At 65.8% G+C, this 16183-nt stretch carries 10 protein-coding genes and 1 riboswitch; of the genes, 8 read left to right on the forward strand and 2 right to left on the reverse strand.

Annotated elements, in window-relative coordinates; genetic code table 11:
* Positions 1 to 338 precede the first annotated feature (338 nt).
* The gene (locus THPRO_RS13760) at positions 339 to 1643 is read left to right on the forward strand and encodes a DEAD/DEAH box helicase (protein WP_038090865.1); all 1305 of its coding nucleotides are present in this window, start codon (positions 339 to 341) and stop codon (positions 1641 to 1643) included.
* A gap of 118 nt (positions 1644 to 1761) precedes the next feature.
* On the forward strand, positions 1762 to 2838 hold the full coding sequence (locus tag THPRO_RS13765) for a zinc-binding metallopeptidase family protein (protein ID WP_038090863.1): 1077 nt from the start codon (positions 1762 to 1764) through the stop codon (positions 2836 to 2838).
* On the opposite strand, the gene THPRO_RS13770 is transcribed toward THPRO_RS13765, so the two are convergent.
* Positions 2824 to 3582 carry a peptidase gene (locus tag THPRO_RS13770; protein WP_065089766.1) on the reverse strand — a complete coding sequence of 253 codons (759 nt, stop codon included), beginning with the start codon at positions 3580 to 3582 and terminating at the stop codon, positions 2824 to 2826. The genes THPRO_RS13765 and THPRO_RS13770 overlap by 15 nt on opposite strands.
* A gap of 195 nt (positions 3583 to 3777) precedes the next feature.
* Between THPRO_RS13770 and THPRO_RS13775 the strand changes: the two genes are divergently transcribed.
* Genes THPRO_RS13775 through THPRO_RS13785 form a run of 3 tightly spaced genes read left to right on the forward strand, consistent with a single transcriptional unit; the run spans position 3778 to position 9588 of the window.
* Positions 3778 to 5232 carry a circularly permuted type 2 ATP-grasp protein gene (locus THPRO_RS13775; RefSeq protein WP_038090861.1) on the forward strand — a complete coding sequence of 485 codons (1455 nt, stop codon included), beginning with the start codon at positions 3778 to 3780 and terminating at the stop codon, positions 5230 to 5232.
* 2 nt (positions 5233 to 5234) lie between these two features.
* A complete protein-coding gene (locus tag THPRO_RS13780) occupies positions 5235 to 6233 on the forward strand; it encodes an alpha-E domain-containing protein (protein ID WP_065089767.1) in 999 nt (332 codons plus the stop codon).
* A gap of 52 nt (positions 6234 to 6285) precedes the next feature.
* Positions 6286 to 9588: a transglutaminase family protein gene (locus THPRO_RS13785; RefSeq protein WP_038090859.1), complete on the forward strand. Its 3303-nt coding sequence runs from the start codon at positions 6286 to 6288 to the stop codon at positions 9586 to 9588.
* A gap of 18 nt (positions 9589 to 9606) precedes the next feature.
* On the opposite strand, the gene THPRO_RS13790 is transcribed toward THPRO_RS13785, so the two are convergent.
* Positions 9607 to 10020: a hypothetical protein gene (locus THPRO_RS13790; protein WP_038090858.1), complete on the reverse strand. Its 414-nt coding sequence runs from the start codon at positions 10018 to 10020 to the stop codon at positions 9607 to 9609.
* Between the two features lie 321 nt (positions 10021 to 10341).
* Here THPRO_RS13790 and THPRO_RS13795 point away from each other — a divergent pair, with 321 nt between their 5' ends.
* From THPRO_RS13795 to THPRO_RS13805, 3 genes are all read left to right on the forward strand, one after another.
* Positions 10342 to 11955 carry a GGDEF domain-containing protein gene (locus THPRO_RS13795; RefSeq protein WP_082954658.1) on the forward strand — a complete coding sequence of 538 codons (1614 nt, stop codon included), beginning with the start codon at positions 10342 to 10344 and terminating at the stop codon, positions 11953 to 11955.
* Between the two features lie 86 nt (positions 11956 to 12041).
* Positions 12042 to 14366, forward strand: a complete 2325-nt coding sequence (locus tag THPRO_RS13800; protein ID WP_161489992.1) for a serine/threonine protein kinase — start codon at positions 12042 to 12044, stop codon at positions 14364 to 14366.
* 252 nt (positions 14367 to 14618) lie between these two features.
* Entirely contained in the window at positions 14619 to 15911 is a 1293-nt protein-coding gene (locus tag THPRO_RS13805; RefSeq protein ID WP_161489993.1) for a S41 family peptidase, read from the forward strand.
* Between the two features lie 56 nt (positions 15912 to 15967).
* Positions 15968 to 16058: riboswitch (glycine riboswitch) on the forward strand.
* Positions 16059 to 16183 lie beyond the last annotated feature (125 nt).

A 16183-nucleotide genomic window follows, 5' to 3' on the forward strand; every position in this document is an offset into this window, starting at 1 on the left:
GCGTCGCTCTGGATGTCGGCTCGGTAGCGAGTGTTATTGGGCGTTATGGCTTGATTATGAAACAAATGTGAGCCATTTGTGCTAATTATTGACGGCCGTGGCGGCGCATGCGCGGTTTGGCGTGGGCCGTGCTACAATGATCCCGTTTGTCGAGACACGATGTTGACCCAGTGTCGCGCGTACCAGCAGTCTCTCGCCCGTTTGGCGAAGCACCAGGCCGGTACCGTCAAACCGGTCGCGGTCTGCCTTCTGCCAGGGCCATTCCCCGATTACCCGTATTCAGGCCGTCGCCCCGCGACCGGCCATGCCTTGGCGATTTTTCCTTCAAGGAGTGCTTCATGACATTTTCTGATCTCGGCCTGTCGGCCGCCGTGTTGCGTGCCGTCACCGAGCAGGGCTACGAAAGCCCCACCCCCATCCAGGCCCAGGCCATCCCCGCGGTGCTGCGCGGCAAGGATCTCATGGCCGGCGCGCAGACCGGTACCGGCAAGACTGCCGCCTTCACGCTGCCGCTGCTCGATCGTCTGGCGGCGGCCGCTCAGGGCGGCCCGCGGCGCGTCCGCGCATTGATTCTCGCGCCGACGCGCGAGTTGGCGGCCCAGGTGCAGGACAGCGTGCGCGTATACGGCGCCCATCTGCCGCTGCGCAGTCTCGCGGTGTTCGGCGGCGTGGGTATCCAGCCGCAGATCATGGCCTTGCGCCGCGGCGTCGATATCCTGGTGGCGACCCCGGGACGTCTGCAGGATCATCTCGATCGCGGCAGCGTCGATCTGTCCAAGGTCGAGATCATGGTGCTCGACGAGGCCGATCGCATGCTGGACATGGGGTTCCTGCCCGCCATCGAGCGCATTCTGCGCAGCGTGCCCGCGAAGCGTCAGACCCTGCTGTTTTCGGCGACGTTTGCTGGCCCGATCCGCCAGCTCGCCGGGCGTTTCCTGCACGAGCCCGAGGCGATCGAGGTCGCGCGCGCGAATGCCACCACCGAAGCGGTGAGCCAGTCGGTATATCTGGTGGACCACGCACGCAAGCGCGAGCTGCTGTCGTATCTGATCGGGTCGCGCAACTGGCGCCAGGTGCTGGTGTTTACGCGCACCAAACGCGGCGCCGACCGCCTGGCCGTCAGTCTCGCCAAGGACGGCCTGACGGCCGCGGCGATCCATGGCGACAAAAGCCAGGGCGCGCGCACCCGTGCGCTCAAGGATTTCAAGCGCCAGTCCGTGCGCGTGCTGGTGGCTACCGATGTGGCCGCCCGCGGCCTGGACATAGACCGCCTGCCGCACGTGGTCAACTACGAACTGCCGGATACGCCGGAGGACTATGTGCATCGCATCGGCCGTACCGGTCGCGGCGGGGAGCGCGGCGAGGCCTTGTCGTTGGTCTGCGTGGACGAATCGGATCAATTTCGCGCGATCCAGCGTCTCATCAACATGCCGCTGACCGTGGATACCGTCGACGGTTTCGAGCCGGAATCGGCCTTCGATCCCAATCGCGCCTCGGGCAAGCCGCCCGCCAAGCGCGGCGCGGGCAACAAGGTCGGTCGCCGCAGGCCGCCTCAGGGTGGGCAGCCGGTGCGTGGCGAGCGTGGTCGCCCGCAGGCGGCCGGTAGCAAACCCGGCCCGCGCGCGCGCCAGCGCCGGGCCTGATGCCGGAGTCCGCCTCGGCGTTGGCCGGGGCGGACCGTCTGCGGCAGGATAGGCGCTTGCCCGGCCGATGGCGTGTGCGGCCGATCGGGTGCGTCCCGCGGTTAGAGGTGGCACGGCGATGAAGACCTTTTCCTGTAGTTGCGGCAATCGCCTTTATTTCGAAAATACGCGTTGCCTGACCTGCGGCAAGGTGCTCGGCTACCTGCCGGATATGGGGATGCTCTCGCCGCTGGTTGCGCTGGGCGACGGCCGTTGGCGCCCCGATCTCGAAGGCCTTCGTGGCCGGCGTTATCGCCAGTGCCGTCATTATGCGGTCGAGAATGTTTGCAACTGGATGATCGCGGAAACGGACGACGGCGTTTTCTGCCGTGCCTGCCGGCTCAATGAAGCCATTCCCAATCTGGCCAAGCCCGGCAATCGCCAGGCCTGGCTGCGTATCGAAAAGGCCAAGCGCAGGTTGATCTACACCCTGGACCGGCTCGGCCTTCCGGTGTTCGGCAAGGCGGCCGATCCCGCGCACGGGCTGGCCTTCGCCTTTCTCGAGGACGTGGACGACAGTCTCGAATTCAACGACGAGGGCGGCAGCGGGCGGATTTACACCGGCCACCTCAACGGCACCATCACCATCAATCTCGCGGAGGCCGATCCCAGTACGCGTGAACGCGTCCGCGAGGCGATGAACGAGCAGTACCGCACCTTGCTGGGGCATTTCCGCCACGAAAGCGGACACTATTACTGGTACCGTCTGGTCGCGACCAGCGAGTGGCTGGCGCCTTTCAGAGCGCTTTTCGGGGATGAGCGCGAGGATTACGCGCGTTCGCTCGCGCGCTACTACGCCGCAGGCCCCCCCAAGGACTGGCCCAGTCGCCACGTCAGCGCCTATGCGGCGGCGCATCCCTGGGAGGATTGGGCGGAAACCTGGGCGCATTACCTGCATCTGGTCGATACGCTCGAAATGGCCCGCGACTACGAACTGGCCATTCATGGGCGGCCCGTGCGCTCCTTGGAGGCGACCCTCGATGCCACCACCGATCTCTACGATCTGCTGGCCGACTGGCACCAGCTGACCCAGACGCTCAATGCGCTCAACCGCAGCATGGGTCAGCCCGATGCCTACCCCTTTACCCTGACCGGCCAGGCGGTGGAGAAGATTGCCCTGGTACACCGCCTCATCGCGGCGTCAGCCGCCGGCTGAAGGCGCCTGCAAGCCGGCTTCCCAGTCGAATTGCGGCAGCGCGTTGATGCCGTCGATCAACACCTTGTTCCAGATCTGTTGGATGTCGATGTACAGCGGATCGTCCACGTCGAGCAGCATGCGGTGCCCGAGACTCAGCGTGCCGGCCTCGTAGATTGCGAGTTCGAAGGGGGCGCCCACGGAAACGTTGCTGCGCATGGTCGAATCAAGCGAAACCAGCGCGCAGCGCGCGGCGTCGCCGAGGCTGGTTTCCGGCCGCACCACGCGGTCGAGGATCGGCTTGCCGTATTTGATTTCGCCGATCTGCAGATAGGGCTTGGACGGCGGGGCGGCGATGTAGTTGCCTTCCGGGTAGATCAGCAGCAGTTCCTGCGCCTGGCCCTCGATTTGCCCGCCTAGGATGAAGGTGGTTTCCAGATTGACGCCGCTGCGCTGGCTGCCGCCGGAATGGCGTCGCTGGACCTCGCAGCTGAGATTGCCGACGTAATCCGCAGCCTCGAACAGATGTGCTACGGTGTTGAGGCTGGTGGGGGCGTCCTGCTCAAGATCGCGTTCGATCAGATTGATCACCGCCTGGGTGGTGGCGAGATTGCCGGCGCTCAGCAACACGAAGGATCTTGCGCCTGGCATGTCGAATGCATACATCTTGGAGTAGGTATTGATGTGGTCCATGCCGGCATTGGTGCGGCTGTCGGAGGCCAGAACCATCCCCGAGTTAACCTTGATCGCGAGGCAGTACGTCATGGCAGGCGCTCTGTTGATATTGGAGTATGGCGGTGACCGGGCAAGTGCTTCTGCGCACCGTCATGGTGCATCCCATGCCTGCTAGGGTCGCGTGTGCCGTAGCCAATCGAAGACACGTGCCGGACAGGGTGGAATATTGCGGAGGGAATCGCCCGATGCAAGTCGCCGGCGCATCATCTCACAAGGAGCTTGTGCATGGCGATTGAATGGCAGCGCTATGTAACCGATGGGCTGTACGACGAACTGATCGAAAAACCGGGAAAACCCCGCAACGGCGCCGAGGCGTTGTGCCGCTTCCTCGGCGGGCTTGACGACCGCGAACTGGCCGAACACCGTGCCGCAGCCGAGCTGGCGATACGGACCATGGGCATCACCTTCACCGTGTATTCCGAAGAAGACGGCTCCATCGACCGGGCCTGGCCCTTCGATGTCGTGCCGCGCGTGATTCCGCGCGCCGAATGGGAGCTTATCGAGCGGGGACTCAAGCAGCGCGTGCAGGCGCTGAACCTGTTCATCGACGATCTTTACCACCGTCAGCACATTCTCAAGGACGGCGTCGTGCCGCGCGAGCTGATCGCCAATTCGCGCGATTTCCGCGAGCAGTGCATTGGCATCAACCCGCCGCTCGGGGTGTGGGCGCACATCTGCGGTTCCGATCTGGTCCGCGACAGCGACGGCACGGTCTACGTACTGGAGGACAACCTGCGCGTGCCCTCGGGCGTTTCCTACATGCTCGAGAACCGGCAGGTGATGAAACGCGTGTTTCCCGAGCTGTTCGAGGACTCCAGCATCCTGCCGGTGGACGATTACCCTGCCCAGCTTTACGACTGTCTTTCGGCGCTGTCTCGCCGTAGGGTCAAGCAGCCTGAGGTGGTGGTGCTCACGCCGGGCATTTTCAACTCGGCCTACTTCGAGCACGCCTACCTTGCCCAGCAGATGGGCGCCGAGCTGGTGGAGGGGTCCGATCTGCTGGTGGGCGAGGACGATTGCGTCTACATGCGCACCATCGAAGGCCTGTCGCGCGTCGACGTGATCTACCGCCGGATCGACGACCAGTTTCTCGATCCCGAGGTGTTCCGGCCGGATTCTCAGCTGGGCGTGCCGGGGCTGATGCGCGCCTGGCGCAAGGGCAAGGTCGCGCTCGCCAATGCCCCGGGCTCGGGCGTGGCGGACGACAAGGTGATCTATACCTATGTGCCTGGAATCATCCGCTACTATCTCGATCAGGATCCGATCCTGCCCAACGTGCCTTCGTACCTCTGCGTCAACAAGAGCGAGCGCGACCACGTGCTTGCCAATCTGGACAAGCTGGTGGTCAAGCCGGCCAATGAATCCGGCGGCTATGGCATGCTGGTCGGGCCGGCGGCCAGCCGTAAGGAGCGCGAGGCATTCGCCGAACTGATCCGCAAGCAACCTCGCAATTACATGGCCCAGCCGATGTTGACGCTGTCCACCGCGCCGACCTTGGTCGACAATCGCGTCGAGCCGCGCCACCTCGATCTGCGGCCCTTCATCCTCTCCGGCAAGAAGACCTACGTCACCACCGGCGGCCTCACGCGTGTGGCGCTGCGCAAGGGGTCCACCGTGGTCAATTCGTCGCAGGGTGGCGGCAGCAAGGACACCTGGATCGTCGACACGGAGGGAAGCTGAGGATGCTGTCGCGGGTTGCGGAACGTATCTACTGGCTGGGCCGTTATCTGGAGCGGGCCGAAAACACGGCGCGGCTGGTCAACGTCAACACGCTGCTGCTGCTCGATCTGCCGAGGCGCGTGCCGCTGGGCTGGCAGCCGCTGGTCGACATCACCGGCAGCAGCGAACAGTTCGCGGAACACTACAACGAGGCCTCGGAGCGCAATGTCGTCCGTTTCCTGGTGGCGGACGAAAAAAATCCGGGGTCCCTGCTCAGCTCGCTGCATTCCGCGCGGGAGAATGCGCGTACCATCCGGGACGCGCTGCCGCGCGAGGGCTGGGAGCGCATCAACGACCTCTACCTCAAGGCCAAGGCCGAGCTGCCTTCGGGGCTGGCGCGCAGCCGCCGTTACGACAAACTGGGCGAAGTGATCGCGGCCGCGCAGCAAGTGACCGGGTTGCTGGCGGGCTCGATGTTGCACGACGAGGGCTACGACTTCCTGCGCATCGGTCGCAATCTCGAACGCGCCGATATGACCACGCGTATCGTTGACGTGCGCACCGCGCCCGCGCATCCCGACGTGCAGAGCGCGGAGCTAGAGCCGTTCCGGCATGCCCAGTGGCTATCCCTGCTGCGTTCCATCTCCGGCTACCAAGCCTATTGGCTCAAGGTGCAGGCGCCGGTGCGCCGGCGCGAGGTGCTCGAGTTCCTGTTCAAGGAGCGCCAGTTTCCCCGCTCGATCCTGCACGGTATCGGCGAGGCGGCGGCGGCGATCGGCCACTTGCCCCGTAGCGAGGCACTGACCGCGGAGATCGACGCGTTGGCGGCGCGCATCGGCAAGCGCCGCGTCGGCCGCATGGACGACGATGCGGTGCATGCCTTCGTGGACCTTGTGCAGCTCAAGCTCGGTCGTCTGCACGATGCCATCGCGGCCACCTACTTCCAGGCCGTGCCGGCCGAGCGGCGCCCGCGAAGAGGCCGTGGCCGCAAGAAATCCGTAGTCGCACCCACGCAGAACTGACCGCCATCCGGCGCCGTAGTGCGTATGGGCGATTGAAAGGAGTGACCTGACGATGGCCATACGCGTCGCGATTCATCATCACACCGAATACCGTTACGACCGCGCGGTTGAACTGACCCCGCATGTGATCCGCCTGCGGCCGGCGCCGCACGCCCGCACATCCATCCCGAGCTACTCGCTGAAGATCGAGCCGGCGGATCATTTCATCAACTGGCAGCAGGATCCCTTCGGCAACTTTCAGGCCAGACTGGTGTTCCCGAAGAAGACGCGTCTGTTGGCCGTGACCGTCGAGCTGGTCGCCGAAATGACGGTGATCAACCCCTTCGATTTTTTCCTCGAGGCCTATGCGGAGCGATGGCCTTTCGACTACGCCCACGATCTTGCCAGGGCGCTGGCGCCCTACCGGGAGCAGACGGAGTCCGGTCCGCTGTTGCGCGAATGGCTGGCGGCGGTGCCGCGCGACCCGATGCCGACGGTCGACTTCCTGGTCGCGCTCAATCGGCGTCTTCAGGGCGACATCGGTTATCTGGTGCGTATGGAGCCGGGTGTACAGACCTGCGAGCAGACGCTGGGCCTGCGCAGCGGCTCTTGCCGCGATTCGGCGTGGCTGCTGGTGCAGATCCTGAGGCATCTGGGTCTGGCCGCGCGTTTCGTTTCGGGGTATCTCGTCCAGCTGACGGCCGACGTCAAGGCGCTCGACGGCCCCTCCGGGCCGGTGCAGGATTTCACCGACCTGCATGCCTGGGCTGAGGTTTACGTGCCCGGCGCCGGCTGGGTCGGCCTGGATCCCACGTCGGGGCTGTTCGCCGGCGAGGGCCACATCCCGCTTGCCTGCACGCCGACCCCTGAGGATGCGGCGCCGCTGACGGGGGCGACCGATCCTTGCGAGACCGAATTCGCCTATCGCAACGAGGTGGTGAGGATCCACGAGGATCCGCGCGTGACCCGCCCGTACAGCGAAGCGCAGTGGCAGCGGGTGATGGACCTCGGGCGGGCGGTGGACACCGAGCTCGAGCGCGGCGATGTGCGCCTGACCATGGGCGGCGAGCCGACCTTCGTGTCGGTCGACGACATGGACGATCCGCAGTGGAACACGGCCGCGTTGGGCGACGACAAGCGACGGCTTGCCGATGCGCTGTTCAAACGTCTGCAGGCGCGCTTCGCGCCGGGTGCGTTGCTGCACCGAGGGCAGGGCAAGTGGTACCCGGGCGAACCCTTGCCGCGCTGGGCGCTGACCTGCGTCTGGCGGCGCGATGGCGAGCCCGTGTGGCGAGACCCGCGCTGGCTGGCGGACGAACGCGCGCCCGGCACGGCGGATCTCGCGCAGGCGGAACGTTTCGCCATCAGCCTGGCGCGTCGCCTTGGCCTCGACGATACCTGCGTGACCGCCGGTTACGAGGACGCCTTCCATTACCTGCACGCCGAGCAGCGCATGCCCGACAACCTGGACCCGCAGTCGGCGGCGCTGGACGACCCGCTCGCGCGCAAGCGTCTTGCCCGAGTGCTCTCGCGGGGCTTGTCGCAACCGGTTGGCTACGCCCTGCCGTTGCGCTGGGACGATGTCGCCGCGTGCTGGCGCTCGTCCCGCTGGCGCTTTCGCGCCGCTGCGATGTATCTGCTGCCCGGCGATTCGCCGATGGGGTTCCGCTTGCCGCTGGATGCGCTGCCCTGGGTCGAACCGGCGCGGCGCGAACCGCCAGCGACGCGCGATCCCTTCGAGCCGCGGGCCGATCTGAGAGCGGCGATGGGCGAGGTGGCGCAACGATACGATGCGCCCGACCGCGCGGTGGACGAGTCCGCGCCGGAACCCGCGGACGCCGACGAGTGGGCGGGTGACGAAACGCCGATCGCCCATACCGCGCTTTGCGTCGAAGTCCGCGATGCCCGTCTGCACGTGTTCCTGCCGCCGCTGAGCCATGCCGAACATTTCCTGGCGCTGGTGTCGACCGTCGAGGCGGTCGCGGCAGAGCTGTCTCAGGCCGTGATCGTGGAAGGCTACGAGCCGCCGGAAGATTCCCGCCTGGCCCGTTTCAAGCTGACGCCCGATCCCGGCGTGATCGAGGTCAATGTGCAGCCGACCGCGCGCTGGGATGAACTCGTCGACCTGACCACCTCGCTCTATGAGGAAGCCTTCCAGACCCGGCTCGGCACGGAAAAATTCATGCTCGACGGCCGTCATACCGGCACCGGCGGCGGCAATCACGTCACCCTCGGCGGCGCCACGCCGGCCGACAGCCCGCTGCTGCGCAGGCCGCAGCTGCTGCGCAGTCTGCTGGTATACTGGCAGCATCATCCGGCGCTGTCCTACCTGTTCTCCGGCTTGTTCATCGGGCCTACCAGTCAGGCGCCGCGCATCGACGAGGCGCGTGACGACAGTCTCTACGAGCTGGAGATCGCCCTGCAGCAGCTGCCGTCCGGCGAAACCCCGGCGCCCTGGCTGGTGGATCGTCTGCTGCGCAACCTGCTGACCGACATCACCGGCAATACCCATCGCGCGGAATTTTGTATCGACAAGCTGTTTTCGCCGCAGGGTCCGGCCGGCCGCCTCGGGCTGCTTGAGTTCCGGGGATTTGAGATGCCGCCGCATCCGCGCATGAGCGCGGTACAGATGCTCCTGCTGCGCGCCCTGGTCGCCCGCTTCTGGGAACATCCCTACCTGCAGCGGCCGATTCGCTGGGGCACCGGTCTGCACGACCGCTTCATGCTGCCCCATTTCGTCTGGTCGGATCTGCGTTCGGTGATCGAGGATCTGCAGCGTTGGGGCTTTGAGTTCGACCTGCAGTGGTTCGCGCCGTTTCTGGAATTCCGTTTCCCGCATTACGGAACGGTCCAGTGGAACGGTATCGCCATGGAACTGCGGGCCGCCCTCGAACCCTGGCATGTGCTGGGCGAAGAGGTCACGGCTACCGGCACCGCGCGTTACGTGGATTCCTCCGTCGAGCGCGTGCAGCTGCGGGTGAGCGGGTTGCCGGAGGGGCGTTACCGGGTGGCCTGCAATGGCCGCCACGTTCCGCTCACGTCGACCGGCGTGGTCGGAGAATACGTGGCCGGAGTGCGTTTCAAGGCCTGGCAGCCGCCTTCCGGGCTGCATCCGACCATCCCGCGACAGGGTCCGCTGGTGTTCGATCTGATCGACGATTTCAATGCCCGCGCAGTGGCCGGTTGCACCTACCATGTGGCTCATCCGGGCGGACGCAACTATGACGGTTATCCGGTGAACGCCAACGAGGCGGAGTCGCGCCGCATCGCGCGTTTCCGCGCGGAGGGGCATTCGCCGGGTGGCGGCGTGCCGTCGCCGGAACCGCCCAATCCCTATCTGCCGACCACTCTGGACCTGCGCTATCGCCCGGGCTGAGCGTGACGCCAGAGCCTGTCAGTCCTCGTCTTCCTCACCCCAGTCGTCTTCGTCCTCGTCGGCATCCGTATCCGGCTCGTCGCCGGCGACGACCAGTTCGTCCATGTCGTCTTCCGGCGGTTCCTCGCGGGCCGGCTTTGCCGCCTTTTCCGAGCTTTCGGCGATCGCCTGAGCGCGGCTGACGCGCGGGCGGAATTCCTTGCGCGCGTCAGCAAAGGCCGCCTTGAGGGCGCCGACGTCGGCTTCGCCGTCGCTGAGTTCGCGCAGTTTGGCGTCGACGATCTCGCGTTTGTACTCGAGAAAGGCGTTGCGCGAATGGTTGAAGAGATAGACGGTGTCCGGCTTGCCCGTATTCAGGCGCTGATCCAGCACCACGGGCGTGCTTTTGCTACCCGCCTCCAAGTAACCGCACCATATCGGATTTTCGCTCATAGGTTTGACAGCCTGCCGGTTGACCGCTGGGAAATTTTAAGGGGACCGTCCGGCCATCGTGTGCGGGCATGCCGCATCCACGCGCAGCGCGATGGGGCGGTGGGTCCGTCAGTCGGTTGGATTCGCCTGCGCCCGCGCGCCCGGTGCCTGCCGGACGGGTCTCGCGCCGCATGATAATCATTGCGGCGTGCGTGTCCATATTTTTGTGCGTGGCGTCCGCAGCGCTGCGGCGCAAGCGAAGCGCCCGGGTGTGTCATATGCTTGGGTCATGGCGGCGGGCACTTGCTCGCGGCACCTAAGAAAAGGGAATGTCGGCCACCCATGACGCGGCAGGTGACAGGACAACCGCCTGTTCGAGGGCGCGACGCGCCCGAGCGGGACCCGGTCTATTCGTTGGTCGGCGGCTTTGCCGACGGGCGGCTGGAAGCGGATTTCAGGCGATCCCATCATGGCTGGTTCAATGGACGTCTGATCACGGCTGGTCTACTCGGCGGCATTCTCTACTTTGTCGCCTTGCTGTACGACCATGCCGTGCTCGGCGACTCGAATGCCTATCACTGGCTGTTCGTCGATCGACTGGCGGTCATGGCCGCGGGACTATGGCTGGCGGCGCGCGCGCACTATAACGGCAAGCGCGACCGGGCGCTGCCCGTGTTCAGCATGCTGGCGTTCGAGCTCGCCCTCGCGCTGGGTTTTCTGGGCGTGGTTTTCCTGCACGGTGGCAGCATCGTCTTCCACACCATGAGCATGCTGGCCATCGTCACCGTTTTCTATATCTTTCTGCCCAACCTGTCGACGGGGCAGCTGTTGATCCCCTGGGTGTTCAGCGTGGCGTTCCTGGTCATTTTCCGAATCGCGTTCGAGGCGACATCGATCGAACTGACCATTCCGGTGCTGCTGCTGTTGCTGAGCAATCTGATGGGCACATTCTTCGTGCGCCTGATCAATCGCAGCCAGCGCGGCGAATACGTGACCGTACAGGCTCTGCAGTCGCTCAATGCCGAGCTGCGGCAGGAGATCGCGGACCGCAAGCTTGTGGAGGCGCGTCTGCGCGAGAGCGAGGACAACCTGAAACATTTGTTCGAGGTCGCCCCCGTGCCGCTGGTGCTGACGCGGGACCGTGATGGCGCGATCCTGCGCATGAATCATGCGGCTTCATTGCTATTGCGCGTGGAGCCGGGGGAGATCAGCGATCTGCGCACGCCGGATTTTTACGTCGATCTGCGCGAGCGCGAGCAGGTCATCACACGTCTGCGCACGCAGGGGGCGGTGGAAGGCGCGGACGTGCATCTGCGCACCGTCGACGGCAAGACGATCGAAACCATGCTCACGGCGGTGCGGACCGAGTATGATGGCGAGACGGTCTATTTCGTCGGTCTGGTCGATATCAGCGAGCGCAAGCGGATCGAGCGCGAACTTCAGCGTCTGGCACGCACCGATACCCTGACCGGGCTGCATAATCGGCGCAGCTTTTTCGAACTGGCCGAGCGCGAGATATTGCGCGCGCGACGCAAGCGCGCACCGCTTGCGCTGCTGCTGCTCGATGTGGATGAATTCAAGCAGATCAACGACCGTTTCGGTCATGCCGTCGGCGACAACGCGTTAAACTCGGTCGTCGAGGCGATCGGCCGCTGTTTGCGCGAATACGATATCGCAGCGCGTATCGGTGGCGAGGAGTTCGCCATCCTGCTGCCCGAGATGAGCGCGGAGTGGGGTGTCGATGCAGCCGAGCGCGTGCGCGAGGCGGTCGCCGCCACGCCGGTGACGACACCGGACGGGATGATCCATCTGACCGTGAGCATCGGCGTGTCGGCCGTCGACTGCAATGTCGCGACCATCGACCGTGCGCTCAGTCAGGCAGATGCCGCGCTCTACGAAGCCAAGCGGAGCGGCCGCAACCGCGTGGCCAGCGCCGATGATGGCACGCAGGGCTGAGGGCGCGCCGGAAACGGCCAATAACGCATGGCAGGGAACGCCTCGCGCAGGGCCGCGCGGCGATGACGCCAAGGGACGAGGTTTGCGTGGGCACCGTGAGAATACCTTCCAATATCGATCGCTTCGAGGTCAAAGGCGTGCTGGGCAAGGGCGCGCAGGGCGCCGTCTACCAGGCCTACGATCCGCGTCTGGAGCGTCTGGTGGCGATCAAGACCGTGCTTGCGGATGCCCTGGGCGATACGCGCGCCGGCGAATGGCTGATGCGCGAGGCGCGCATCGTCGGCGGCCTCAAACACCCCAATATCGTGCCGCTGTTCGAGGCGGGGAGCTACCCCGAAGGCGTGTTCCTGATTTTCGAATACGTCGAGGGCGCCTCGCTCGCGGAAAGGTTGCGCGCAGGCCCGTACCGCGCCGATGAGGCGCCGGGCATCATGCTCGACGTGCTCGCGGGCGTGGAGGCGGCGCATGCGGCCGACATCCTGCACCGCGACATCAAGCCGTCCAATGTGCTGATCGGTGGCGACGGCCGTGCCCGCGTCACCGATTTCGGCATCGCCATGCCGGCGGCGGCGGTGACCGATGCCAATCTGCAATGGGGTTCGGTGCCGTATCTGACGCCCGAGCAGGTCAAGGGCGACAAGGTGGATGCGCGTTCCGATGTCTTCGCCCTGGGCGTCCTGTTTTACGAGCTGCTGACCGGCAAGCGGGCTTTTACCGGCGAATCGCAGGAGGCGATCCGCCGCGCCATCGTGCAACGCCGGCTCGATCCGCCATCCCGTGTCGCCGGCAGCGGCGATGCGCGTCTCGATCAACTGGTGCTGCGCGCGACGGCGCCTGCGCCGGAGGACCGCTACGCCGATGCCGGCGAGTTTCGGCGTGCACTCGCGGCCTTCGGCGAGGTGGCATACGAAGCCGGCCGAGGCAGCGGCCTGGATTTCATGCTGCGCCGCATCAAGCGCAAGCCGGATTTTCCCGGCTTCTCGCGCGCCATTCAGGAAATCAACCGCCTGTCCGCGGAGTCCAGCAACCGTAGCGTGGGACAGCTGGCCAATGTCGTTCTGCAGGACTATGCGACTACCCAGAAGCTGCTGCGACTGGCCAACTCCAGCTATTACGGCCAGTTTGGCGGCAACATCCGCACGGTCAGCCGGGCGATCATGATCCTCGGTTTCGACAGGGTCCGCACCGCCGCACTCAGCCTGATCCTGTTCGAGAATCTCAAGGACAGCGGGCAGGATCGGCAGCTGATCGAAGGCCTGGTCGCGGCGCTGCACAGCGCGTTGATGGCCAAATCCATGGCTGAAAGATACACCAACCTCGATGCCGAGCAGGTCTTCATCTGCGCCCTGATGCATACGGTCGGCAGGCTGCTGGTGATCTACTACTTTCCCGAGGAGCATGCGGACATACGGCTGGCGGCCGAGCGGCGGCGCGTGCCGGAAACCGGCGCGGCACGCGAGGTGCTGGGCGTCGACTATGCGCATATCGGCAAGGCGGTGCTGAAGGAGTGGAACTTTCCGGCCGGCATGATCCAGACGCTCACGCCGGTCCCTGATGGCGTGGTCAAGAAACCCGGGTCTGACGAAGACCGTCTGCGCATGGTCTGCGCCTTCGCCAACGAACTCAGTCAGGAAGTCGCGTCCGGCGGCGAGCGCGATGGCGGCCGACGGCTCGACCGCCTGGCGGAGCGCTTCCAGCCCGCGCTCACACTCAAGCGGCCACAGATCAACGAATTGATCGAGACTTCGCGCCAGGATCTGCGGGTCTTCGTCGCGGGTACGGGGATCAGTCTGCCTGCGTGGGCGCTCTCGAAGCGGCAGGTCGCCGCGGAGGCGCCACCGCAGGCGGCAGCCGAAGCGTTCGACGCCCCCACGGCGCTGCAGATGACCGATGAGCAGCGCCTCGGGCTGCTGATGGCGGGCGTCAACGAGGTGACGGCCAGCCTGGTCGATACATTCAATCTGGCGGAATTGCTGCAGAGCGTGCTCGAAACCATGTATCGCGGTTCGGGGGCCGAGCATGCGGTATTGTTCCTGCTCGACGCGGGAGGCACACAGGTGACCGCGCGGCTCGTGCTGGGCGACCGGGCCGATGCGCTGTTCGGGTTGAAACTGCCGCGTGCTGGCGAACGGCGCGATGTCATCGCGCTGGGGCTTTCGGTGGATAAGGATATCGTGGTGCAGGAATCGGCCGGAGCGGGACGGCCCGCTGCGCGATATCTGCCCGCCGAACTGGACGGACTGTTGCGCGGCGAACGATTCATGGTGTTGCCGTTGACCGCCGGTGGACGTCGACTCGGGCTTTTTTATCTCGATCTGCCGGGTGGCGTGACGCTGGGCGAGACGGTGCTGACCGCGCTCAAGACCCTGCGCAACCAGGCGATCATGGCCCTGCGCCAGGGCGGTCAGTAGCCGGCTTGCCCGTCCTGTTCCGTACTGGAGCGCCAGGCGGCTGCCTTGTGCGTGGCGCGTCGTCGGTTCCCGGGCGGACGCAGGTGCCGACGTCCAGGCCGCTCGTGACGCCAGGCATTCAGGCTGCGCCTGGCGATGGGAGGCTGTACGTCGAGGCTGCCGCGCCGGCGACCGCCGAGGCGGGTGCGATCTGGTAAGCTGCGCTCTGGCGGCCATCCGGCCGCGCTGTCCAATGGCATCAAGAGGGTCGCCGTGAAGCCTGCCTCCCCCCCCCGTCGCATGCGTTTGACCACCCTGCTGCTGGTATTCGTTTTCGGGCTTGTGGCCGGTGTCGCGGTCGACCGGCAGTATCTCGCCGGTCTCATCCCCGCAGCAGTGGTGCCTTGGCGCGCGGTGCCTGATTTTTTGCTGATGTCGCGGGCCTGGAACCTGATCGACGCGCACTACGTCGACCGCGCCTCGATCAAGCCCAGGAACATGACCTACGCGGCAATCAGCGGCATGGTGGACTCCCTGGGTGACACCGGCCACAGCACTTTCCTGACGCCGGACATGGTCAAGATGGCCGATTCGGTCATCAGCGGGCACTTCGCCGGCATCGGCGCCGAGGTCAGGCTCAAGGGGCGGCAGGTCGTGATCGTGACCCCGCTCGACGGCACCCCCGCCCAGCGCGCGCATCTGCGGCCGGGCGACATCATCCTCAAGGTCGACGGCAAGAGCGTGACCGGCGATCCGCTGGGAGAAGTGGTCGATCATATCCGCGGCCCGGTGGGTACGCGCGTGGTGCTCGAACTGATGGATCCCGCCGACGGCAAGAAACGCACCGTCACGCTGGTGCGCGCGAAAATCCCGATCCACACCGTGAGCTGGCACATGCTGCCGGGTACGGTGGTGGCCGACGTGCGCATCTCGAGCTTCAGCAATGGCACGGCCGAGCAGCTTGCCAAGGCGCTGGCCGCCGCCCGAGAGGCCGGCGCGCGCGGCATCATCCTGGATCTGCGCAACGATCCCGGCGGGTTGCTTACCGAGGCGATCGACGTGGCCAGCCAGTTCGTGGTCAAGGGCAACGTCATGCTGGAGCGCAACGTGCACGGGCGGGTGCGGCCGGTACCGGTGAGCGCGGATGTGCCGAAGACCGCGTTGCCGGTCGTCGTGCTGGTCAACGGTGGCACCGCCAGTGCAGCGGAGATCGTCGCCGGCGCGCTCAAGGATGATCGCAGGGCGCCGCTGATCGGCGAAAAGACCTTTGGAACCGGTACCGTGCTGCAGCAATTCATGCTGCCCGACGGTGCCGCGCTGCTGCTCGCCGTCGAGGAATGGCTCACGCCGAACGGCCATTCCTTCTGGCACAAGGGCCTGGAGCCGACGGAGAAGGTTGCGTTGCCGGCGAACGCGACCATGCTGCGTCCCGACGCTATGGCGGGATTGACCGCCAAGGCCCTGCGCGCCTCGCACGACACCCAGCTGCTGGCCGGCCTGCGCGCGATCGAGGCGCAGATGACGTCGGCAGCGCAGGAGACCGTGGCAGTGCTGGGCAAGCATTGACCGGGTGCGCAGCTTCTCTCTCGCGCGGCTCTCGTTTATAGTTGGCCGCTCGATCGACAAGCCCGCTTGGAGAGACCCCGCCGCTGGCGGGGCGCCGAAGGCGCAAACCGCCCGGAAACGCTCAGGCAAAAGGACACGCGGGCCGATATCGACTCTGGAGAGCGGCGGGTTCGGCCCGCCCACCGAAGGGGAGGGCTCCGCCATGGGGCCTGATCTCTCAGGTCCGTGGACAGAGGGGCGGCGACCGGCATCCGGTGGATGTCGCCTGCCGC

The sequence above is a fragment of the Acidihalobacter prosperus genome (assembly GCF_000754095.2).
GTDB classification, from domain to species: domain Bacteria; phylum Pseudomonadota; class Gammaproteobacteria; order DSM-5130; family Acidihalobacteraceae; genus Acidihalobacter; species Acidihalobacter prosperus.